This is a genomic window from Halobacteria archaeon AArc-dxtr1 (assembly GCA_025517425.1).
Classification (GTDB): Archaea; Halobacteriota; Halobacteria; order Halobacteriales; family Natrialbaceae; genus Halostagnicola.
In genome coordinates this window covers 20,871-44,067 of the sequence record JAOPJY010000005.1, presented here as the reverse complement: position 1 = coordinate 44,067, position 23,197 = coordinate 20,871, and the positions used below count along the sequence as shown (strand labels likewise).

Annotated in this window: 15 protein-coding genes and 1 pseudogene; 10 read left to right on the top strand and 6 right to left on the bottom strand. The window is 51.3% G+C overall.

Translation table 11 applies throughout. The features are described 5' to 3' along the window. The first annotated feature begins 88 nt into the window (after nucleotides 1-88). Together OB905_14135 and OB905_14130 are read left to right on the top strand one after the other, a co-directional pair. Nucleotides 89-1,732: a transposase gene (locus OB905_14135; GenBank protein ID MCU4927103.1), complete on the top strand. Its 1,644-nt coding sequence runs from the start codon at nucleotides 89-91 to the stop codon at nucleotides 1,730-1,732. Between the two features lie 461 nt (nucleotides 1,733-2,193). Next, on the top strand, nucleotides 2,194-3,474 hold the full coding sequence (locus OB905_14130) for a tyrosine-type recombinase/integrase (protein ID MCU4927102.1): 1,281 nt from the start codon (nucleotides 2,194-2,196) through the stop codon (nucleotides 3,472-3,474). A gap of 87 nt (nucleotides 3,475-3,561) precedes the next feature. Here the strand turns inward: OB905_14130 and OB905_14125 are convergent, their stop codons facing one another. Both OB905_14125 and OB905_14120 read right to left on the bottom strand, forming a co-directional pair. Beyond that, on the bottom strand, nucleotides 3,562-3,963 hold the full coding sequence (locus tag OB905_14125) for a hypothetical protein (protein ID MCU4927101.1): 402 nt from the start codon (nucleotides 3,961-3,963) through the stop codon (nucleotides 3,562-3,564). Continuing rightward, on the bottom strand, nucleotides 3,960-4,778 hold the full coding sequence (locus OB905_14120) for a ParA family protein (GenBank protein ID MCU4927100.1): 819 nt from the start codon (nucleotides 4,776-4,778) through the stop codon (nucleotides 3,960-3,962). Before OB905_14120 ends, OB905_14125 begins: the two co-directional genes overlap by 4 nt. Nucleotides 4,779-5,863: 1,085 nt before the next feature. Here OB905_14120 and OB905_14115 point away from each other — a divergent pair. After that, the gene (locus OB905_14115) at nucleotides 5,864-9,220 is read left to right on the top strand and encodes an Eco57I restriction-modification methylase domain-containing protein (GenBank protein MCU4927099.1); all 3,357 of its coding nucleotides are present in this window, start codon (nucleotides 5,864-5,866) and stop codon (nucleotides 9,218-9,220) included. After that, nucleotides 9,220-10,587 carry a hypothetical protein gene (locus OB905_14110; GenBank protein MCU4927098.1) on the top strand — a complete coding sequence of 456 codons (1,368 nt, stop codon included), beginning with the start codon at nucleotides 9,220-9,222 and terminating at the stop codon, nucleotides 10,585-10,587. The genes OB905_14115 and OB905_14110 overlap by 1 nt, the downstream gene beginning before the upstream one ends. 53 nt (nucleotides 10,588-10,640) lie before the next feature. Here the strand turns inward: OB905_14110 and OB905_14105 are convergent, their stop codons facing one another. Together OB905_14105 and OB905_14100 are read right to left on the bottom strand one after the other, a co-directional pair. Continuing rightward, nucleotides 10,641-11,267, bottom strand: coding sequence for a hypothetical protein (locus OB905_14105; GenBank protein MCU4927097.1), 627 nt, complete (start codon nucleotides 11,265-11,267; stop codon nucleotides 10,641-10,643). Nucleotides 11,268-11,356: 89 nt separating this feature from the next. Further along, on the bottom strand, nucleotides 11,357-11,905 hold the full coding sequence (locus OB905_14100; protein ID MCU4927096.1) for a TATA-box-binding protein: 549 nt from the start codon (nucleotides 11,903-11,905) through the stop codon (nucleotides 11,357-11,359). A 127-nt stretch (nucleotides 11,906-12,032) separates the two neighbouring features. Between OB905_14100 and OB905_14095 the strand changes: the two genes are divergently transcribed. The 4 genes from OB905_14095 to OB905_14080 are packed head-to-tail and all read left to right on the top strand — an operon-like array spanning nucleotide 12,033 to nucleotide 18,438. Further along, nucleotides 12,033-12,581: a transcription factor gene (locus OB905_14095; protein ID MCU4927095.1), complete on the top strand. Its 549-nt coding sequence runs from the start codon at nucleotides 12,033-12,035 to the stop codon at nucleotides 12,579-12,581. A 54-nt stretch (nucleotides 12,582-12,635) separates the two neighbouring features. Then, nucleotides 12,636-14,216, top strand: coding sequence for a type I restriction-modification system subunit M (locus tag OB905_14090; GenBank protein ID MCU4927094.1), 1,581 nt, complete (start codon nucleotides 12,636-12,638; stop codon nucleotides 14,214-14,216). After that, a complete protein-coding gene (locus OB905_14085) occupies nucleotides 14,213-15,442 on the top strand; it encodes a restriction endonuclease subunit S (GenBank protein ID MCU4927093.1) in 1,230 nt (409 codons plus the stop codon). The genes OB905_14090 and OB905_14085 overlap by 4 nt, the downstream gene beginning before the upstream one ends. A 35-nt stretch (nucleotides 15,443-15,477) precedes the next feature. Next, nucleotides 15,478-18,438 carry a type I restriction endonuclease subunit R gene (locus tag OB905_14080; GenBank protein ID MCU4927092.1) on the top strand — a complete coding sequence of 987 codons (2,961 nt, stop codon included), beginning with the start codon at nucleotides 15,478-15,480 and terminating at the stop codon, nucleotides 18,436-18,438. A gap of 96 nt (nucleotides 18,439-18,534) precedes the next feature. Here OB905_14080 and OB905_14075 read toward each other — a convergent pair whose 3' ends face one another. Beyond that, nucleotides 18,535-20,445, bottom strand: coding sequence for a DUF262 domain-containing HNH endonuclease family protein (locus OB905_14075; GenBank protein MCU4927091.1), 1,911 nt, complete (start codon nucleotides 20,443-20,445; stop codon nucleotides 18,535-18,537). 161 nt (nucleotides 20,446-20,606) lie between these two features. Next, nucleotides 20,607-21,042, bottom strand: a pseudogene (locus OB905_14070) (transposase). A gap of 266 nt (nucleotides 21,043-21,308) precedes the next feature. On the opposite strand from OB905_14070, the gene OB905_14065 reads away from it, so the two are divergent. After that, nucleotides 21,309-21,464 (top strand): hypothetical protein, encoded by a 156-nt coding sequence (locus tag OB905_14065; protein MCU4927090.1) that lies wholly within the window; start codon nucleotides 21,309-21,311, stop codon nucleotides 21,462-21,464. A gap of 68 nt (nucleotides 21,465-21,532) precedes the next feature. Then, nucleotides 21,533-23,011, top strand: a complete 1,479-nt coding sequence (locus tag OB905_14060) for a hypothetical protein (protein ID MCU4927089.1) — start codon at nucleotides 21,533-21,535, stop codon at nucleotides 23,009-23,011. Nucleotides 23,012-23,197: the final 186 nt, after the last annotated feature.

The window sequence follows — 23,197 nt, the reverse complement described above, 5'->3', positions numbered from 1 at the left end:
GGTCGCGGCTGCTGAAGACAGCCGCGACCCACGATCCGTTGATGAGCGCCTCCAAAATAACGATTCCCTCTCAGGCGGTTGGCATCCGTTGACCAAGCAGGCCGCAGAGGTCGTCGACGAGACGGCCTCTGCGGTTGATCTCGTCTCTCATCTCGATCTCAGTTCCTACACACGAGACGACGCATACCCAGAGTGGCACGAGTCCAAGCCGTTCGAACCAATGCTTCGGACGGTTCTCCTCCGTGAACTCGAGGACGCGTCCGATGCTGCCGTGCATCGGACGCTTACTACCGATTCGTCGGTCGCCATTGCGCTTGGATTTGATCCGACTGATATCCCTGATCGAAGCACGATCACGCGTGCGCGACAAAGCCGTTTCCAAGGGTTACAGACGACGATCGCGGTGTGTGTACGCCAAATTCGGACACTTGCCGCTAGGCGAGGCAGTCCGATCGGTTCGCCATACACAGAGGACGCTTGCGAGGAGCCCGCGGGCTCCTCGAAGCGTACGGTCAACCGACTCATTCGAGGAAAAACTCGCGAACTCCTCAACGAACTCACAACCGTCGTGTTCCCAGCGTTCGACTTTGACCGTCCAAGCGGATCTATCTACGACGACGAGGAATTGCTGCGGTTAGAGACGTTACTCGGGATCACAGGCACCGCCGCCAACGGCGGTGCCGAGACCTACGGCGATCAGGTTAATCCTGATCCTGACCTCGGCGATCCGTTCTTCGAGGATGGACCGACTGGAGAAACCCTGTTAACGGCGATTAAAGACCTCGAACCGTCGGAGATTGCGGAGATGGTCAATCACGGCTTGACCCGCGTCTTGACGCGGGCCAAGCCATCTGTTGAGTTCGAGCGGCCGATCATGCTCGCGATCGATATGACCTACGTCGCCTACTCGGGTGAGCGCGAGGAACTGGTTCGAGTGCAAGGAGCGCCCGAAGATAAGGAGTACGACTGGTGTCACAAGTTCGCGACTGCGAACGTTGTCGGGGACAACGTTCAGTTCGCGGTCGCGATGGTCCCAGTCGGGAACGCCGATAATCACGATCCTGAAGCGTATCCTGGCGAAGACAAGTCTCACCGAGCCGGCGGGATCGTCCGCCGGCTCGTGGACATCGTCGAAAACCGAGCTCGTCTTAGCGTGTGGCGAGTCTATGCAGATCGGTGGTTCCACGCGACAGACGTCGTATCGGCGCTTGAGGAGCGGAACCTCTTCTATGTGATTCCAGCCAAGCGCGATGACCGCGTCAAGCGGTTCATCGCGCGAATGGGCGACGAAGTCATGGTGAAAGAAGAGCACGCAATGCACGGTCCAGTGAAAAATGGAGTAACCAATAGCAGGGCAGAGACGACGTTGGTTGGACTGCCACCGGACGAGGATCGTGATGAGTGCCAGGTATTCCTGACCAATCTCGCCGTGAACGACGAGATTGGTCTCGATCGTCGCCAGACTCGCAAGAAGATCAAACGATATACCCGGCGGGGCGGAATCGAAAACGCCTACAGCAGCATCAAAGAGTTCGCACCGTGGACGACTTCGAGGAACTTCTCAGTGCGGTTGTTCCACTTCGGCTTCGCCGTCCTGTTGTACGATATGTGGCTGCTGGTAGACTTCCTCGTTCAGACAGTACTCGATATCGTCGAGTTCCGCACGAAACCGCGGGTCACGGCCCCGCGGTTTCGTGGCTTTCTCAATCGGAGGTTGATTGAATTGCTGTGAAACCCACTCCGTGTCTGCCCCTTGTGAGAGGCATCGCTGTCCAAACGACCAACTTTCTTCAGAATTCCTCACACAACTGCCACTCGACAAATGAGTGGCAGTTGTGAGTGTCCTATTTGTGTTCGAAATCTAGATGTAGACCCAGATTAGCGGAGATCTCGTGCACAGATATGGGAGTATTCGCAACGCTCAACGAGAAAAATAGTATAGTGGCATAGAGTTTATTCCCTGAGAGCATCAGAGTCAGGAATTTTGTGTTGTTGTGGTTTTCTGGACTGGAAAACAACACCACACAAAGTATAAGTGGATAAGGAGTAACGGTGTATCCACTGAGAACACCCGGCTTAGAATCAGGGGTGCACGCAGCGAGTCGCGTTCCCCATCGCGGTTTCACTCGTCCAACTGAGAAACGCGGACACTACAACATTCGATTCAGCGCCCCGTCAGGACCGCAATCACCCATGTCCACAGAAACTACCACCGACTCACCACGCTACAGCACGATGGATCTCGAGGACTGCGAGACCTTCTACCAGGAGGAAATCGTCCAAGAGATGCGGGCAGATGGACTCGACCCCGACTGCGAGACACCGACCTACGCGTGGCTCAGTGACCACTATCGGGGCTTCATCGCACATCTCACCCGGAACTTCGACCTCTCACCCGGGGACTTCTACGCCGAGATCGGGGTTCCACCAAACGACGACGAAGATAAGAGCCCCTTCGCGTTCGTCGACGATCAGGATACACGCCAAGCACTCGAATCCTACCTACGTGAGCTCTGGGACCGACAGGGGCGTGCCGAATCAACGGTCGCGACCCGGCGCTCGGTCCTTCGCCGCTACATCGAGACCTACCAGCAGGTGAACGACACCGCCGATCTGCTCTCACCACTCCAGTCTGAACAGGGAAGTTCCGAGGAAAAAAACCGGGTCGCGGACACATTCGACGTCCTCCGACGGCTCGACGAGACGCTGAACACGCACGCGTCGCGACGAAAGTACGTCCAAGAGGTCCGGCAGTTCTACCAGCACCGCGTCGACTTCGGGAGAGCTGACTACGACCCGACGACGCGGCTGGAACGTCGATTTGGGTGGGATTCAGCACCCGACTGGGATAATCCTTCCCTCGACGCCAACCAGATTCAATCGCTCTACCAGACCGCCGAGACGCCGGCTGACCGCCTTCTCGTCGTTGGCGTCTGCGGGTGGGGACTGCGGCCGAGCGAAATCTGTGGCCTTCATACACGCCAACTCACGCTCACACCCGCTGAGGACGACCCCGAGGGGCCGGACCCGTACATCGACTTTGGTGAGGATGACCGCAAAAACGGACCAGGAACGGTCGCGTTGCTGGTCGGCGTCGAGGAACTCGAGTCGCGGATCGACGATCTCCACGACGAGCACAGTGACGACTGGAACGGCTACCTACTGCCATCATCCTCGTCGAAATCCGGTCATATATCAACGGAGACCGCCCGACGGCACTTCCGCGATCTCGCTGAGGAAGCAGGGGTTACCGTCGACGGGACAGCGCCGACGCCGAAGATGGGGCGTCGATACTGGTACACGGCGTATGGGGCGGCGGTCAAACGGGTGGCTGAGCGGTTCGAGGATATCGCGGAAGAGCAGGGATCGAAATCAGCCGAGGTTGTCCTCGATAACTACCTCGCGAAGCCGGAGCGACGTCGCCATCGACGGGATGAAATGCGTGATGACCTGGTCAGGCTCTTCGATTCGTGATACTCTATCGCTCCCTTACTGGATAACAGTCCCCAGTACAGTCAGTGAGAGAGCCAGCAACAGGGTGGTTCATCGGTCTGTCGAGAGTTACTCGTCGGCGATGTCGGAGAGCCGATCCTGGATTTCGTCGGCGTCGGCATCTGAGAGCGCTTCGAGGCCGAACTGGACGAGTAGGGGGTAAAAATGCCGGTTCTTCTTGAATTCGTTACGACCTGCTTTCCGAAGTTTTAGCTGGGATTCGAGGTACGTGTCCTCCAGGTCGTCGAGGATACCATCCGGGATGTAGATGGTCCGGCCGTTCCACTCATCTTTAATGTTCGTTTTGTTCGTTTCCTTCGTTTTGTTCGGTGAACTCGTTTCCTGTGTTACAGTCGATGAACCGGTTTCAGTCGTCTTGGTCACTTCGCTCGTCTCGTTCGTTTCCTCCGCCTCCTCGTCGTCATCGTAGTTACCCTCGATACCCGAGGCGCTTCCCCAATCATCGCTCATGCTTCAACCTCCGTCGGCGGGGTTTTCTCAAAGGTCTCGTCAAGCAGGTCAGCGATGTCGTTGAATAGCGAGCGGGCGTCTTCGACCCGCTTGTTCTCCTTGCTGAAGCCGAAGATTGACACGCCTTCACCAATCGATTGTGAGAGGTCGGTCCGCTTCGGGATCTCGAAGAGAGGCAACGAGTAGGCAGATTCAATTTCCTCGATCGTTCTCCGGTGTTCGGCGTTCTGCTCGACCCGGTTGCACACGATCGCGAGGCGGTTGACGTCTCCGTAGGCTGGTTCGAGGGACTGGAGCTGTTTCGCGAAAATCTGGAGACTATTGGCGTTGAGCTTCTCAGGGAGTACTGGGATGATAACGTTGCCCGTCGCGACGAGAGCATTATCGGTGAGAACATTGAGCGACGGAGGAGTGTCGACGACGATGTAGTCGTAGTCCTTGTCGAGTTCGTCGAGAGTCATTCCTAGACGCTCTCGACTCTTGGGCGCTTCGAGCAACGTCTGGATGTTCTTATTGTTAGCGAGCTTCTCACTGGCGGGGAGAATATCGAATTCCTCGTGCTCGACGGTGATGTCGTTCACCGACTCCATCTGATCGAAGTCCAGCACATCAAATAGCGTGGTTCGGTCGGTGTTGTAATACAGATCGCTGTAGCCAAGCGAGCATGTAAGTCCACCGTGATAGTCGATATCGACGAGGAGTACGTCGTGTCCTCGCGCGGCAAGTGCGCCGCCAGTGTGGATGACGTCCGTTGTTTTCCCCGCACCACCTTTCTGATTCGCTACGGTGATTCGTGAAGTGTTCGTGTCGCTCATATCGTTCGTGCCTTGTGGTGAGTTCGTTTTGTTCGTTTCGCTCGTTATGGTCGGTGCGTTCGGTGCGAGTGTTTCGCTCGATGAAAGGAATACCACCCTGTTAAATCCCACCGTTCGTTATTCTCACTGAACGAAACTCATTCGTTTTAATCAATGCGGCCGTTACGCTCGTTTCATTCGTTTCTTGTGAGGAAGAGCAAGTCAGCCGTGAGATTCACTAAACTCGTTTCCCGGTGTGTTCGTTTCATTCGTTTTGTTCATTTTTCTCGGTGCGTTCGTTTCTGTCCAACGAGTCGACGTTCCGGTATGCCACTGGTCAATCTCAGCTTTCGGAAGTGGTGACTCCACCCGCTGCGTCGCGCAGCACCTCCGTACACACTACGAAACGGTCAGGTAGGCAGTCAACAAGCTCGAAGAAGCAGGATACGTTCGCTACGACGATGGCCTCGCGGTCAGTAGGCGATCGCGTGCACGACGCAGCGCGCAAACTAGTACACCACTCGCTATGCTCAACCGGACGTACGAAGACCTCGATATTGGCATCGATTATGGATAAAGCGAGTGGGTGCAGCCATGAGTTTCAGCAATCGGAGTGGCGTACTCATCAATACTAAAGGAACTGGCCAAAGGCGATCACTAAATACGTTCTAGCGGTCATAAAAGAGATCAGTTTGGAGAGATTCACACTCCTTTGTAGCGAGAAAACGAGCTTTGGGCGATAAACTGGTGGCAGCGCAGCTATTAACCAACATCTCGTGAAGTCATCTGTTTTGTTGGTTAATTTCTACCGCGAACCATACAGTTCGAGGGCATAATTCCTAGCCGCGATCAAGAAGCCGATCACGAACACTCGGCTGGAAAGTATGTAATCCTCGTTATACAGTTCTCGCCGTTCTAGGGCACCAAGAGCTCACGCCATATGTTAAACCAACTCTTTGATGCAGTCCAATATTTCCTTGTCCCCCAGTAACCCAATGGCGATCATAAGAACTTCTTACTGTCACCAGCTAGCATCCAATTTAGAATGTGTAAGAATCGGAGGTTGGCGGAAATTTGATACCAATCGGCCGTAATAGTCAGATATCGTGGTTACGGAACAGATTTCAGCAGCAGATATTCGGGCCTGGAATTCACTAGATGCGATTGCAGATTCATTAGTTGGCCGTGGATTGGAGCTAGTCGATCGCTCCGACGAGAAGGTTGAACTTGCGTTTACCGGAGACGCCACAGCTTGCATTATGGGTGTTGAGGAGAGTCAATCACCCGAATCAGTACTCTCGATAGACGACCTCACTGAGCAGTTTGATCTCATTGTAGTGGCCACATGGAATACTGGAAGATTTGACCTATACTCAAAACCAGTCGCCACAACAGGGCTCGGTCAGACCACAATAGTTCACCTTGGATTTGAGAAATCGGATTTGGATACAGAAGCTAGAACATCTCGACGGCTGGTAGAGCGATTAAACCAAATCGATGGCTATGACTCTAGCTCTCTTTCCGAAATGTTTGATGATGAATATATTATTGAGAGTTTTGCAGCCCGTTATCAAGAGCTGGTAGATACCGTAGCTGAAGCAATTGACGCAGACCCCGACGTCAGTGTGCAAGCGCGTCGTCGCTACGGGCAACGGCTCATCAATCGCCTCGTCTATCTTTACCTGCTCCAGCACACCGGCGTATTACCGGAGACCTATCTGGAACAACAGCAGGGACCAGCGTCTGTGGCAAGACAAAATGTTTACGAGGAGTTCTACTCACCCCTTTTTGACGGCGATATTCCAGAAGGAGCTCGTAGTGATCTACGTCCATATCTGCAAACCTTCCTTTTCGAAGAGACGCCTAGCGAAGCTGCCGATCAGGTGAGGCCCCCAGCGTCAACTCCTGAAGCAAATAAGTTGTTCTCTAACATCCTCAAATTCTTGGCAGATTGGAACTGGCAAGTTGGCAGCTCTTACGATATCCGGCATACGACAAGCGTGACACCGCGTGTCATCGGACACGCGCTTGAGCGCTTTATTAATAAACAACATACTGGAGCATATCACACCCCAGATCAGCTCCGACATTCTCTCGTCATTAACACACTTCGTGATTCACTTCTTAAGAACCTCAATCGAGAGGCGGATGTAGAATATGAATCACTCGATCAACTCTTCGAATCGGATCCAGATGATTCTGAACAGGATCCACATCTGGACGCTATCAACCAGTTGTATTTTGAAGTTCTACCCAAGTTTCGCATTATAGATCCAGCAGTGGGCAGTGGCTCCTTCATCCAAGAGGCACAAGCCTACCTATCGGACGTTTACACAGAATGCCTCCAACACCTATCTCTTGCCCAAATAGACGCTCAGGCTGAATTACCGGCATTCGATACTGCTAGTGAGCGTGCACAGTTTACCCGCCTACTCGCGACCCGTCGAAATTTGTTTGGAGTTGATTTGAATCCGGAAGCTATCGAACTAACACGGTTTCGACTGCAACTATCCGTTTTTGACAGTGATAGTGACGAACCACTCCACGAACTTCGTGCAATAGAATACCATACAGGGCTAAATTTCTTTAATGGGAACAGCTTGATTGGATTTGTAGATAGACCAAATAGGCGGCCTGATAGCACTCAGATTAATCTATCAACGTTCTCCAACTTGGATGAAGAGTATCGAGATCTAGTTTGGGAATATCGGCAGGCTGTTCGGGGAGATATAGCGGAAATAAGGAACAGCATCAAAGACAGAGCTACTGAGTTCAACAACGAACTAACAGAGGCACTTTCAGAACAGTTTGCATCCTTCCTAGAAGAAGAATCTCATACTGTTCGGATAGCGGATGAAATAACACCGTTTCACTGGTGGGTCGGATTTCCTAATATCATGGCCGATGGGGGATTCGATGCAGTCATCAGTAATCCACCGTGGCAGACTCTTCAAGAAGTTGATAGTGGTACTCAGGGAAGTTCGTCTGCAGGGCGCATTACAGAGGAACTTGATGGTTCAACGGAAGGCGAAAGGGGGAGCATCGATCAGCAGCGAATATATTTCGAACACACGTATGAATTCGGAGGCAATCGGAAGCTGAATCTAAGCGGGCTCTTTATCGAACGGGCAATGGAAATTGCGGCACCAACCGCAATTGTTTCGATGTTGACTCCAGGGGCACTATTCCGAGAGCATTCCTTTAAATCGACTCGTCGATCGCTCGTTGAAGAGAAGGAACTGCAGCAGATAATTGGGTTTGAAAATCATGAGATTTTTCCAGATATCCACAGACGGTATGAGTTCGGTCTAATTCAATTCAATAATTCTGGTACAACAGATGCATTTCGATCGAAGTTCCGCCAAACTTCTCTTAAGGTCCTCTCTGAAGAGGAGTCATCGTTTCCGGTAGTGCCCCGAAATCTGCTCGACGCATATTCACCGTCACTACTGGCATTTCCACCAGTAGAAACACAAGACGATGTTGAAGCGTATGAGACTATTGTCCAGCATCAGCGCCTTGACTCTGAAAATGGATGGGAGTTCGCTCCTTCCCGAGGCATCCACCAAACGCGCCAGAGCGAGACTCTGCTTGAAGAGCCGGGTGATTATCCAGTTTATCGAGGGCGAAATATCTACCAATATACATACGATTCAACCTATTTCGACATTGATTCTCCGAAGTACTGGGGAGTCAACGAAGGGGATGACCGAGCAAGCGCTAAAAGCAAAATTCGAAATCGAGAGATTCGAGGACTGACCCAACGATATCCCGTAAACAGAGACAGAGATATGATCACTTTCGAGGACGGAGAGACGATTCCAGTCACAGATGTCCCGATGCCTTATGAAGAGTATCGAATTGCATATCGGGATATTGCGACATCGTCTAATGAGCGAACAGTAATTGCTGCCGTCCTCCCACCGAATGTTCTCAACGTTAACACGATTCACACGGTCCATCCATACACCTGGCAGGACCCAGGGCCACAACCCGATGCTGCGACGAAACCAGCACTCTTTGAGCCACGGTACAATCTGAAGGAGCTCTTCTGTTTACTTGGAATACTCAATAGCACCCCCTTCGATTATCTACTCCGATCAAAAATTGAGACGCACCTCTCGAATTACCTAGTTACAGAATCCCAAGCGCCAAAACCACCTGTCGAGAGTGATATCGGAGAGGCCATTTGGAAGCCCGCTGCTCGGCTCAATTGCTACGGAGAGCACTTCCAGCCGGTTCGTGCTGAGCTCAATATCAACGTGATTGAGGACGTTGAAACGCGGGCAGATGCACAGGCAAGTATTGATGCGGTCGTGTTCCACGCGTATGGGTTCGAAGATCCAGAGGCAGTGTGGTCGGTTCTTGAATCTCTACCTCGAGTACGAAACCCACGCATCCTCGATGAAGAATACTTTGATACGGTAATCCGTCAATTCGAGCAGTTCCGGGGTGATTTCTGATGGGGGCTGAAGAACTCTCTCTTTCAGACTGCGTAAAGCGGGCCGTGGAGTTATTACCTGAAGACGATGAGCCAATGGTGAGTACCGGGGCTGACGAATACGCCCTCTTTGTACGACGGATTTGTGCTGAAAAACAATCGCCGAAGCAAGACGAGACTGTCGAAGAACGACACATTGCGGACGTCGTAGATCAAGCTCTCAGTCGGGCCCAATACGAAGATGACGAATTTGCTGCCTTTCAGCGCGAGTTCGGACGGTTATCCAACTCGAGTGACCAATACCAGTTTCGGATTCTCTTTCCGCTGAATATGCGTGCAGGGCGTAGTGAGAGTCCGCCAGAAACAATCGAAGCCAATAGAACCATAATTCGAAAGATAAAGAGTGAGAAGTGGGAGACTGCCGTAGAGGCAGCTCAAAGCGCGGACATCGAATCGACATCCACAGTTCCAGAGATCCTCCAAGAAGATTCTGAGACGGTACTCAGTACTCGACAACACACGTTCTACGTCTTCGAAATAGAGGCAAGAGAGGCAGCGCTAGCTCACTCAATGCTACAACGGGATTTAGACATCATTCTCGGAAAACTCAATTTCACCGCCGTAGATTGGCAATTAGAGAAGGATACGATGGATGAATTGCGGTCGCTTACACGGACACCACCGGATGCGATCAGCCGCCCACCAGTGTATCTACTATTCAAAGAGGGAGAGTATGATACCTTCCAGGAGACTCAAGTTACTCTCTCAAGTACAGGGTTCAGGTTACCACGGGGATTTAATGCTGATTTCAAGCGAATTCGACGGTTTCCACCCGCTGGAGTCGGAGAACCATGCGATGGTGAGTTAAGTCGGGGGTTCCGAGCACTCCAAGCGGGGCTAACGGCTGAACGAAACGAAAGTGCTTTTCTCTACTATTGGCGTGGTATTGAGGAGATTACGTTCCACGACCGCGGTGACAGCTCAAAAAATGCACTCGAACGTAGTCTTCCTCTAGTCCACGACTCGTTCAATCTCACGATTCTGATGTCTGTTCTAGAGAGTTTAGCTGACAAACGGAATGATATCGTCCATAGCGGGATTGAGTCACCAGTCTATGATCGAGACGTTATTTTACTTCGGCAGATGTTATATCACTCCCTCAATGAAATGTTAGGATTACGGGAAGATAATTACACAAAAAATGAGATTATTGGTGTGTTAGACTATGGACTCCATGAGACAGGTAGTTTAAACCAGAAGGAATTTAGTCACAAAGAAGACTACTCTAAGTTAGAGGATTCTCTCGAGGAACTGGAAGGGGCTCGGCGGTGGCGCAAAGAGCGGGCTTCGTTTGAAGACGTACAGCGGATCAAGCAATACTCAGATTAATTGAGTCATCGCATGACGATAGAAACGTATTAGGATCGCTGGTGGAAGGATTGTTATTCGGGGATTTGAAAGATTAGATCTTCATGCTCGACAGTCCACTGAGCCAATTTTTCAGTCATATACTCTGTAGCCTCTGTAACGGAGAACACATCACGATCAATCAAGTCACCGACAATCGATTTCAACGCCCCGAATTCGCCCTGAATGTAGCCATCATTAATTGGTTTGCCGTCATGCCAACGGACTGTTCGGAGCGCGCCATTGCCGACGCTCTGACTTTCGGTGATTGATTCACAGTCGTATTCGAGTCCAAACCATAGAGTTCGGTATGCAGAGATATCGAAGTCTGGATTGACAACATAGAGTGCTTCGTAGTGTAGAAAGTCAAGATGAGCCATCAGGAGATCCTCAAAGGGAACGTTGCACGCGAGTGGGTCGAGTTCTACCGCAGTTCGAGAGAGGTTGTCAAATGACAGATTCGAGTCAAGGTTAGTTCCGTTTTCCATATCTAGTAGTTCCGCAAAATATTCGTGGACGTCATCTGAACCCGATTCTTCTCCAAAGGGTGTTTCAGGCGTGAGTTCGCACTTTAATCGTAAGTGGAGTCCACCGTTGTGGCTGTAATGAATGTTGTACTTCCCATTCGGCCGTTCGTACGCAATGAGTGCTCTATGTCCCATTATTGAAATCTACAGGACTATTGGTCCCGCACCCATCAGGGGCCATAAAAATTCCTCAGAAGTGAAGACTCAGTGTAGATGTATCGGGACTATTCGGAAGGAAACAAGCTGCGGATCTGTGACTTCACGTTCTTAAACGTCGTTTCGGCCGTTTCAAGATCTGGACACCCAGTGAGGACGATTTTCCCGGAAGCGAACAGCAATACGACACACGGTGCATCGGGTGGGCGGAAAATCAAGCCCGGGAACTGCTCAGGTTCGTATTCAGTCCGTTCAAGACCGAGGCCGATTGCGAGCGCATTCAGGTTGAGCGATCGGTCGAGGTCAGCAGTGCAGACGAAGTTCTGGAGTGAAAACCAGTCATCATCTGGTGTATCGAGTATTCCCGTCTCTGCAAGCAGCTCCAAAAATCTCGCACGGATAACTGACGCGTCATCCTCAGAATCTGCACCAGTAATGATGTACTTGCCTGTCCGATAGAGAGTGATAAGTGATGTAACATCATCTAATCTGAAGTACGCACCAGGATATTTGTCTGGGTCGTAATCGACAACGTCGTCTAACTCCGTCGCAATTGCTTTCAGATCTAGTTCCACATTCAGCGACCCAGAAGCGACGACGTTGACGATCTGTACCATAGACACTCTATGGAGAACAATTCGGCGTCTTCAGTTATAGCCTTCCGATAGCCGCTCTTCGGAGTCGGGAACGAGAATTTATATTCGGTGTCGGCTGGCATGTATCGACAACCAACGGGAGCGTGTAATGGAAATAGTGAGCACAATGGGGAGTGGTTCGCTCGGTCGTGAGATAGATCTGGAAGTCCTTGTCACTGAACTCGAAAACCATCTAGACGTCTCCGTCGAACCGAATTTCCACACGACAGCAATGGTCACCGTGCGGCTAAAAGAAGGCGGCCCAGCGTACACAATCTACAGAACAGGGACGTTCCAAGTCCGGGGTGCTCCAACAGAAGAACTGCTTCATACCGCTGCGGAGAAGTTTCGAGAGGTTCTCCAAGAGATAGGGATGGACATACCCAAGTGCGAGTTCAAGCAGGCAACAGCGGTATTCATGGAAGATCTCGACCGTGAGGTGAACTTAGAGGTCCTCGTGATTGCACTGGGGTTGGAAAAAACAGAATACGAACCAGAGCAGTTTCCAGGGCTCATTTATCGGCCTACTCAATTCGAAGTTACTCTCCTGATCTTCGCCAGCGGAAAGGTGATTATCGGTGGAACCTCTGACCGTAACGAAGCCAACAAATCGATACAGCACCTTCGAGGGGAACTCTCGGTTATCGATGATATCTGAGCGACCCGGGTTTTTATGTAAATATTGAAGTGGGTCAATTGCGCAGGTTATCATGTGAGCATTAACGGCGACGACGGGGAATTCGAGGAAAGCCTCTGGCAGTCTGCAGAGGGGCTTCGTGGCCCGGTTGAATCTGCGGAGTACAAGCACATCGTCCTCGGTCTGCTTTTTCTGAGATATATGTCAGATGCGTTCGAGCAGCGGCGTGCCGAGCTGCACGAACTCACCAATGAAGAGGGGACAATGTACTATGCTGAGGATGACGAAGAGCGCCAATTCATCCTCGAGGACAAAGACGCGTACCACGAGAAGAACGTTTTTTACGTTCCCGAAGAATCGCGCTGGGAACTCCTTAGGAAGAACGCAACGGACCCCAACATCGGCTCCCAGATCGACGATGCGATGCGAGCACTGGAGAACGAGAACCAAGACCGACTTGATGGGATGCTCCCCAAGCGGTACTCCCGAATACCGCAGGACACACTTGAGGGGCTTCTCAACGATTTCTCCGAACTTGACCTCGGGAACGGCGGAGATACAGAAGATGAGGACGTCTTCGGGCGGGTCTATGAGTACTTCATCAAGGAGTTTGCTCGCCAGGAAGGGCACCGCGGCGGCGAGTTCTACACACCGAAGCACGTCGTCGAGTTACTCGTCGAGATTCTAGAACCGTTCGAGGGGCGGATCTTTGACCCATTCTGTGGCTCCGGGGGGATGTTCGTTCAGAGCCATAAATTCCTCCAGCGGAAGGGTGGCGACGATAGCAATATTTCCATCTACGGCCAGGAAGTCAACGAGGCGACTTTCAATATCTGTAAGATGAATCTCTATCTTCGGGGTATCGACGGGAATATTCAATTAGGGGATAGTATACGGAACGACCAGTTCTCAAACCTCGACGGTGGACGAGTGATGGCAGACAAGATCATCACAAATCCGCCGTTCAATATGAGCGAATGGGGGAAACAGACTGTCTCTGATGAGGATCCGCGATTCGATTACGGGATGCCTCCGTCAAACAACGCGAATTTCGCGTTCATGCAGCACATGCTTTATCATCTCGATGAAGATGGCATGGCTGGGACTGTAATGGCGAACGGGTCAATGTCAATTCAAGGAACAGAGGGAGACATTCGCGAGGAAATTATTGAAGATGATCTTTTAGATGCAATCATCTCTCTACCACAAGATCTCTTCTATACCACCCAAATTCCTGTTTGCCTTTGGATTCTGAGCAAAGGCAAGGACTCTGATCAGTACCGAGACCGTAGCAACGAGACCTTATTTATAGACGCTCGCGATCTGTACAAGTCCATTGATCGGACAACTAATATCTTAACTGAGGATCATATTGGGAGAATCTCAGACACAGTACGTAGCTATCGTGGAGAAGACGACGTCGGTGATTATGCAGACGAAACAGGTTACTGTAAAGCCGTTACTACGGAGGAGATCGCTGAGCAGGAATATGCGGTGACTCCCGGGCGCTATGTTGGTGTTAATCACGAGGAAGTCAGTGATGTTCCGTTTGAAGTCCAAATGGAAGAGGTTTCTGCGGAGCTCCGAGAACAGTTCCAACGATCAAATGAGCTCCAAGAAAAAATAGAGGAAAACCTCCAGGAGGTTGGATTTTGAGCGAACAATTTGACCTCTCTGAGTTTGACGGAAATAGTGGCCAGGAAAAAGACCACAAAAGGTTGAAAGAGGATTGGGAAAAGAAGACATTCTCAGATATCATACAAATAAATAATTATCCAAGCCTCGAAAAAGGAGTTGAACAGACTCATGTCGGAATGAGGCAACTTGGAGAAAATGTTCGGAAAGTACAGGCAACAACAAAAAAAGAATATAAGTATTCTAAGCCTCGATTTCAGAATGGAGACACTCTCTTTGCACGTATAACGCCATGTCTAGAGAACGGAAAAACGGCCTATGTTGATTTACTTGAAGATGGGGAAGCGGCAACTGGATCTACTGAGTTTCTGGTAATGTCATCAACAGAGGCAACTATTCCAAAATTTGTGTATTATACTGCTAGGAGACCAACTATCCGACAATTTGCTATTAAACGTATGACTGGATCGTCTGGCCGACAGAGAGTCCCTACAGATATATTTGACAATATAGAAATACAGGTTCCACCGAAGGCAGAACAAGAAAGAATCGTAGATGTTCTAGACTCTTTCGATAGCAAGATTGAGTGCAATAATAAAATGAGCGAATTACTTCATGAAACTTGTGACACGATATTCAACAATGAATTTGAAGGTGCAGTTGAATATATACGTGGAAATAGGGACGAGCTAGAGGATTACGAGATAGAAAAGTTGGGAGAAATCACAGAGAATTACGATAGTGAACGAGTTCCTCTTTCTCAGGCAGAACGTGATGAAAGGCCAGGAAAACATCCATATTATGGAGCAACGGGACCACTTGATCAAATTGACGACTTCAAATTTGATGGTAAATATATACTAGTTGCGGAAGATGGGCACAGTGTGAAAACTGATAAAGGGTATCCATATATACAGTTCTTAAATAAGAAATTTTGGCCTAGTAATCATGCCCATGTTCTTCAGGGCAAGGGAACTGTATCAACGGAATACATCCGCTGGGCACTCTCCAAAATAAAAATAGACCCCTACATCACTGGATCTGCCCAACCAAAGTTATCCCAAAGGAATTTGAATTCAATCGAAATTCCAGTACCTTCTAAAAAGAGGCTAAATGAGTTTACTGAGACGGTACGGCCAATGCATAAGCAGATTTGGCACAATGAGCGTGAAAACGATTCTTTGGCAGATTTGCGCGATATGCTTCTACCAAAGCTGATGACCGGTGAAATCAGACTTGACGCATAAAGACACAAGGTTCTGTACTCCGTCCGACAGACTAAATGGCGCTTAATGAACAAGGTCTCGCCGAGAAGCCAGCTATCGAAATTTTTCAGGATCTCGGCTACGACTACATATCTGCGTCTGATCTGAGCTCTGAACGGACCTCTACCTCCGATGTCGTTCTTCGAGATCGACTCAAAGAACGTATCCAAGTAATTAATCCAGAGATTCCCGAGAAAGCACGAGAAGAAGCTTTTCAACAGCTTATCAGAACACAGTCCCCCAATTTGCTCGAAGACAATCGACGCCTCCACAAACATCTGGTTGACGGTGTTCAAGTGGAATACGAACAGAACGGCGAGCAAGTCGGCCGATTCGTCGAGCCTATCGATTTCGATACGCCCGAGAACAATGACTGGCTTGTCACCACTCAGTTCACTGTTCAGGTCGGCGATAAGCCGAGTCGTCGCCCCGACATGGTCGTCTTCGTCAACGGTCTCCCTATCGGTGTCCTCGAGTTCAAGAGCCCCACAGATCCGAAGGCAACGCTGGAGAACGCCTATGAACAGGTCAACAACCGCTACCGGAACGATATCCCTCCTCTCCTCCGATATAACGAAGTCATCGGGTTGACAGACATGAACGAAGCCCGCGTCGGCTGTCTCAATGCGGGCTGGCAGTGGTTCCGACCGTGGCGGTACATCCAGGAAGAGGGTCACGCACCTGACCTCCCGGAACAGGAAGTGCTCCTCCGCGGCGTATTTGAAAAGGAACGCCTGTTGGATTTGATTGAAAATTTCGTCGTCTTCAGTGAAAAAGACGGGCAGCTGGTGAAGATGCTGACTGGCTACCACCAGTTCTACGGCGTCCGTGAGGCTGTCGAGAGTGCCAAAAATTCGATAGGGAGTGAACTCGGTCGTATCGGTGTTTACTGGCATACTCAGGGCTCGGGTAAGTCACTCTCAATGGTCTACTTCGTACGGAAGATCCGCCGTAGCGACGCGTTTGGGAATCCGACGTTCGTCGTCGTTACTGACCGGAACGAACTAGATGAGCAGATCGTTCACACGTTCAGTGACGCCGGCTACAACGTAAGCTGGGCAGACAGTATCGACGACCTTCGAGACGAACTCAGCCGGGAAAGCGGTGGGCTCGTCTTCACTACCGTTCAGAAGTTCCAGACTGGTGATAACGAGCGAGACCACCCCACAATAAACGAACGCGAGGACATCATCGTGATGGCCGACGAGGCACATCGATCACAGACGGAGAGTTTAGGGCTGAACCTGCGAGATGCCCTCCCGAATGCATCGTTTATCGGCTTTACTGCGACACCGATTCACGACGGAGACAAAGCCACTCGGGCAACATTTGGACAATACGTTAGCCAGTATACTATCGACCGCTCCGAAAAGGATGGCTCCACCGTTCCGATCTACTATGAATCTCGCTTTGCGAAACTGCAACTCAACAAGGAAGCGATCACGGACTCGGTTCGTGAACTCCTCGATAGCGGGTCAGAGGAACTCGAGAACGAACTAGTCGAGAAGTGGACGAACCTCCGGCGTATTATCGAAAACGCTGATGACCGCCTCAAGAAGATTGCTGACGACATCGTCACCCACTACAACGACCGTGAAATCGAAGGGGATGCGATGGTTGTCGCTATCAGCCGGAAGGCCGCTGTCAAGTACAAACGCTACATCGAGGAGCAGCCCGATGCGCCAGAAGTCGGTGTTGTGATCTCGGAGCCCGAGGAGTATATCGACGACCCCACGAGAGAAGGTGAACTCAAACGCCGGTTCAAAGATCCGGACGACCCGTTGAAAATTATTGTCGTCTGTGACAAATGGACGACAGGGTTCGACTGCCCACCACTTCACACGCTCTATATTGACCGGCCGATGAAGAACCATAACCTCCTACAAACAATCGGCCGCGTGAACCGGGTCTACAAGGATAAGCCCGGTGGACTAATCGTCGACTATATCGGAATCGCTGAAAACCTACGCCAAGCCCTGGACAAATACACGGCCGATATTCAGGAAATGGCGATGGTTGATCTCGAAACTGCCGTCGAAGTGATGTGGCAAAAATACCATCGAGTAACCCGTTTCCTCACGAAAGTGGATTACGAGGGATGGCAAACCCTTAGTGACGCAGAGTTACCCCGATTGATCCATCGAGCCGAGAGTGAGGTACTCGAAACAGAGGAGAAAAAAGAAGAATTCATGCAGGCCGTTGCTGAGCTGAAGCGTGCATTTAGCCTCGTGACACCGCATAACGCCGCCGGTGAGATTCGGTCGGATATGCTCTTCTTCGAGGCAGTCCGCGATAGTCTTCGGTCATTGGAGGTCGACGGTTCGCGGACGAACGAGGAAGTCGATTCTGCGATGAAGAAACTCATTGCCGAAGGGGTGACGGCTGACGATGTCGTGTCGATCGCGGGCTTCGACGAATGGAAATCAGAGAAGCCGATCGTCAGCGACGAGTTCCTCTCTGACGTTGATCGCGTCGAAGAACCGGAGCTCCAAGCGAAGATGCTGGAATCCTTGCTTCGGAACGAGATATCAACACGGAAACAGCAGAATCTCGCAAAGTACGAATCCTTCGAGGGAGAGATGGAGGAAACGCTTAATGAGTACAATAACCAGTTCCTGACGACCGAGGAGGTCATCGATGAACTCAGAAGTTACGCCGATGATCTCCAACAAGAGGACCGACGGAAGGAGCGCCTCGGGCTCACGGAAGAGGAGTTAGCATTTTACGATGCTGTCGCGACGAACACCGAATCGGAAATCTCGGACGAGCAACTCCAGGAGATCGCAGCGGAACTTTGCGAGATGTTAAAAGAGAATGTCAATATCGACTGGACCAATCGAAAAGCTATGCGTGCTAAGCTAAAGATCCGCGTGAAGGGCCTCCTTCGAAAGAACGGACTTTCACATGGAGATTATGATCCGCTGATCGAGCCGATTGTTCGTCAAGCCGAAGCACTCTATGGCAACGTGAACGCATAGCACATCGTATTCAGGACGTCAGGCATCTTAACGGTGAAGTCAACTCTTTCTTCGGTGTTCTCCGCTCAAAACTCGGCCAACAACAAAGAGCTCTGACTACGGTTCGACCGCCGACGCGGCGTATTTCTCCTTGAGCGCCTCTTTCATCGCAGATTCTCGTCGCTCGACGAATTTTTGGTAGTTTTCTAGCGTCGGGGTGATGCCCTCGGGGTAGCGATTCACAATGCGATAGTGATCCGCTTCGGCCTCACCAAGTCCGCTGAGCCATTCTTCGGGGAGTGTATCGCCCTTCCGACGGTTCTCTGCAGCGTCGAGGAGCTGAAGGTTACCAATGCGGTGGATCTTGACGCTGTCACTATCGGAACCCACCGTTGGGATATCATCAGCACATGCTTGCGGATAGATATGATCCACGCTGAGCCGCTCAATATCAAGATCAGCGTGCCCTTCATCAAGCAGCGCGAGGATTGCCGCGACGCCTTTGTGGGTGAACGTATCACCCTCGCTCGCCCCATTGTCGTAGCGTGCGTTCTCGACGGCTTTGTCGACGTGTTCGGCGGTGAGGTGGAGGTCAAGATCATCAAGCAATTGGTCACCTGGGAAGGTCTCAAAGCCGTCTTCCGGCCGAAGGTCAGACAGTGATTGGGCCATAGATCGGGCTTGTGAGCCGGTTAACGCATTGAGCAGCTGGGACTTGGCAACAAAGAGGAATGCAGCTCGTTCGTTCGCTTCGTTGACTTCGGCGTCAGGATTCTCATAGTAGAATTTTGCCAGGAGGGCGACGAGAAGTATACTCGGCATCGACTTTGGCGCCAGTCCTACGTTACCGACCGTTTGAAACCCTCTGTCGATGGCCGTTTCGAAGCGGCCGTGTGGGTTCCCCATGTCATCGGGGGCGATCCACTTGTTGCGCATGTCCTTCACCTCCTCGTCTTTCGAGAAGGCTTCGACCGTAGTCTGAAGGAGATCTTCGTTAATCAGATAAATCAAGCAGCGGGTGAGGAACTGTCTCGTAATCTCCGTCTCGAAATCAGGATGACGGTCGGACAGTGTTTCGATATGTGATTTTAATTTCTCGCGTGGATGGAACGCATCTTCTTCAGTGTACGGACAGTAGGTGGCTAGCAACGATTGGGTGTACTGGTAGGGTTGGGGACTCTCACCGGCTAAGTTGATACGCGAGAAGATCGTATGAACCTCCTGAGAGGAGTACTTGACCGTCGTACTCGGAAGTTCGTAGCCCAGCACATTTTGGCGGAATTTCGTGACGACCCGTTGCGCCACGCGGTGCAGCGCCCGCCTCTGTGGTCCCGTTGCACTCAGTTCTAGGTTCTCAATCTGTTGTTCCACTTCGTGGTCCACCGTGCTTGTCTCCCGTTCCGCGCCACCCTCGGTGACGAATTCGTGAACGGGAAACCACAGACGATGGATGTCACCGTCGCTCATTGACATCTTTTCGTAGCCGATCTCGCTTTCGGGATCTAGAGCATCCGTCGCCCGGAATTCGAATTCATAGTCTCCTGCGAGCCCTAGCCCATCGGCGTCGTGGTACTCGGGGCTGCCGAGTAGGTTGATACAGAGAAATTTCTCGCTCCAGAACCGTTCGTCTGCCCGGCTGCCGGCACTCCCACCCGAGTACGTGTACAACGAACCACAGAGGCCAACATATGCCGAATTAAGCCGCTGTTGCCCATCAATGACGAGATAATCGCAGATAATATCCTCAACTGCAACGCGCTTGTTATAGCGTCGGGCGTCACGGTCGCGAACTCGTCGAGGTACCCGTCCATCGCCATCAATGTACTTACGAATGAATTCGTACGTGGTGAAGTTGTCTTCAGCACTATCGATATCCCATAGGGTTACCTGACCGACAGGGTACCCGCGGATGAATGAGTCGAACAGCATTGCAATCTGCTCTTCGTCCCAGACGAACTCTCGCTGCAGGCCTGGAAGAAACGCCCGCTCGTTAAGTTTTGAGACAAAGTCCTCAAGCGTCTCCATCATATGTACTGTCAATAGAATCTATTGAGATAAAACTTTCATACTATGTTATAGGTTGAACAGCAATCAAACGAGCGCTTAATTAGATGTCGATAGCAACCCCCCCATCGGCATTCCAGTTACTCCCGACACTGGGTCAACGATGATACCTCACTCGTACGTGTTCACCCCGAGGTTGCAACAGCTGGCACGGCGTGAGCCCGTGAAATCATCTCGTTGTTCCGAGCGACTCGCTTGAGTTCATCGTATGGATTGCGTCCCTGCTGGCGACTTGGAGCCAGCAGAGACAGCAGTGTCTCGTGAACAAACATACCCCCGGTCGTTCCGAAGCGTTCCGATGAGCTTCCGGAGGACGATCGGTTCACGAAGCGCGTTTTCGGCAGCGTTGTTCGTTGGAGAGACCGCTGGCTCACCGACAAAGGTGAGCCAGTGGTCAAGCCCTCCTTCAATTTTTCCGAGGAGTGCTGCCACTGGTCCGTCGTAAACTGAGCTATCAATCAGCGATTCAAGCTCTCTCCGTCCTACACGCTGTAGTTCTGCTCGCTCGCACAGTGTCAAGTCGATCTCCAGCCGAGTCTGGAGAGCAGTGATCCGCTCAAGCAATTGCTCCACTTTCTCGTCAGTGACCATCACAACTCCCCCTCAACCAGTGCAGACGACACGGGACGGTCTCCGGCAGGGAGACCGTCCCTCGGAAAACACCCTGTCGTCTGCATTGCTATACCATCAGGTCAGGAGCAACTTACGAGAGAGTGGCGAAATCGTTCTGGGGGTAAACACGTACGGCGATGGTAAGGGATTTAGATCTACTCCAACTTTGGGCGGCTGGTTCAACTTCTACCGCATTAGACACGCCTGTTGAAGATATGAACAAACATCAGTTCCGCGACTGGCTGGCCGCCATTGGTCTTTTTCGCACCCTACGAATGTACGACGAATCTCTCCACACCGAGTTGGAAGACGAACTCAACGGGCGACTCCAGAAGCTACTCGAAATTGCTGAGGAGGAACTCGATAGTTAGGATTATACCTTTCAGGTAAGTCAACCGCAGATTTACATCAAAGAACCAACTACGCACCCATAGATCAGATGGCTTCACTGGCGGCACAGGCGTATCCACATATTCGTGACGCGGTTGAGTCTTTCGTCGCGGACGTTCAGGACTACACTAAGGATACCTACGACCAACACCCCACAACGACAATCACCGAGTCCAATACGTTTCGCGACCGGAAATACGAGTACACCGTCGAACAGCCCTCGAAGATTGTCCGTGACACGAACCGATTCAAACACTTCTATTTCAGTGATCTAGCCGGGTCACTCATCGACGACGAACTTTCATTTTGTCCGCATCGTCGCGACGACATCGAACAAAGCCTCCACCGCAAACGCATCTTCAAACTCGCGAAGCTCACACTAGATTACGCCGGCGCCGTGACGTTCGACGAAGACGCATTTGACACCGCCTACGAGGATCACTTCGCTCCGCTCTACGAGAGTACCCACCTCCACCGAGTCGTGTTCCCACTCCCGCGAGTGATTCTGCGACCCAACGATTTCAGAAATAGATTTCAGCTAACGCTTGAACCCCTCGATGACTCGATCGATAACGGCGAGTATGTGGCGTCCCTCACCGACGATCTACTACTCTCACGGATCTCTGACTTCGAGATGACGGCGATGCAGACGTACGGCACGCCCGGTATGATTACTAGACCGGATCAAACCCAGAAACGACTCGGGTGGGCAACGACTCTCGAGGTTGAGTTCGAAGTCACCTACCGTCCCACGAAACACAACTCCGAGCATACGGGCCTCGACCTCAGCTGGACTGGAAACCAAGCGCTTTCCGAAGCAGCCGAAATCGCGAAGCAAGTCGTCACAGCGCTCCGGCTTTGGGCTCCGAAAGACTACGCCGGGCTTGGTCCGGGGTACCTCCTCCGTGATTCTTGGAAGACGTATCGCGGTATCAGTGTCGACGTCGATCGGGTGATCATTCCAGATTTTCGGCAACGCGGAAAATCTTTTCATCGTGACCCGGTCGAACTCCCGGAAGCTGAACAAGATGCTCTCCGTGAGCATTGGCAGCAAATCGGGCCGTACTGTACGTTGGAAGGTGAGATGGCTAATACGCTCTATCGGTGTCTCACTCGATTCAACCGAATGTACGAGCGGTCGTCGTCCGAAGACCAGATCGTGGATGCTTTTCTCGGATTCGAGACCACGCTGATCCGGGGTGATCCAGCCTTAGCTCTTCCGAACCGAGCTGCAGCTCTCCTCCGTGACCAGGACGATTGCAACCTCGATGAGGTGCGATCGTTCCTAGAAGGAGTACGGCACATCCGAAATCGAATTGTCCACAACGATACGAGTCTTTCGGAGGAGTTGTCTGTAGACCACCCTGGTCCGGATAAATCTCGAGCGTATCTCAAAGACGTTCGTTGGTACTTGGCGCAGGTTATCATCGCCTATTCGGCGTTACTTGACGCACCCAACGACTCAATTCAGACTGTCAATCAAACGGTAATCGATTCCAGGGTTGACGAGATGGTTTCTGGTGATTAGAAATCAGCTCTGCGTACGTTCCTTCGTTCGTTAGTTGGTCAATAGTACTTTAGTGATTGCTCAATATTACAATTCGGGCTCACAGTACGCGATGATCTTACCAAACTATTCGGAACAATTTTTATATTTGTTTTGATAGGATTGCGAGTACGAGACATTACAGAATTATGTAGGGGTAGTGAGGAA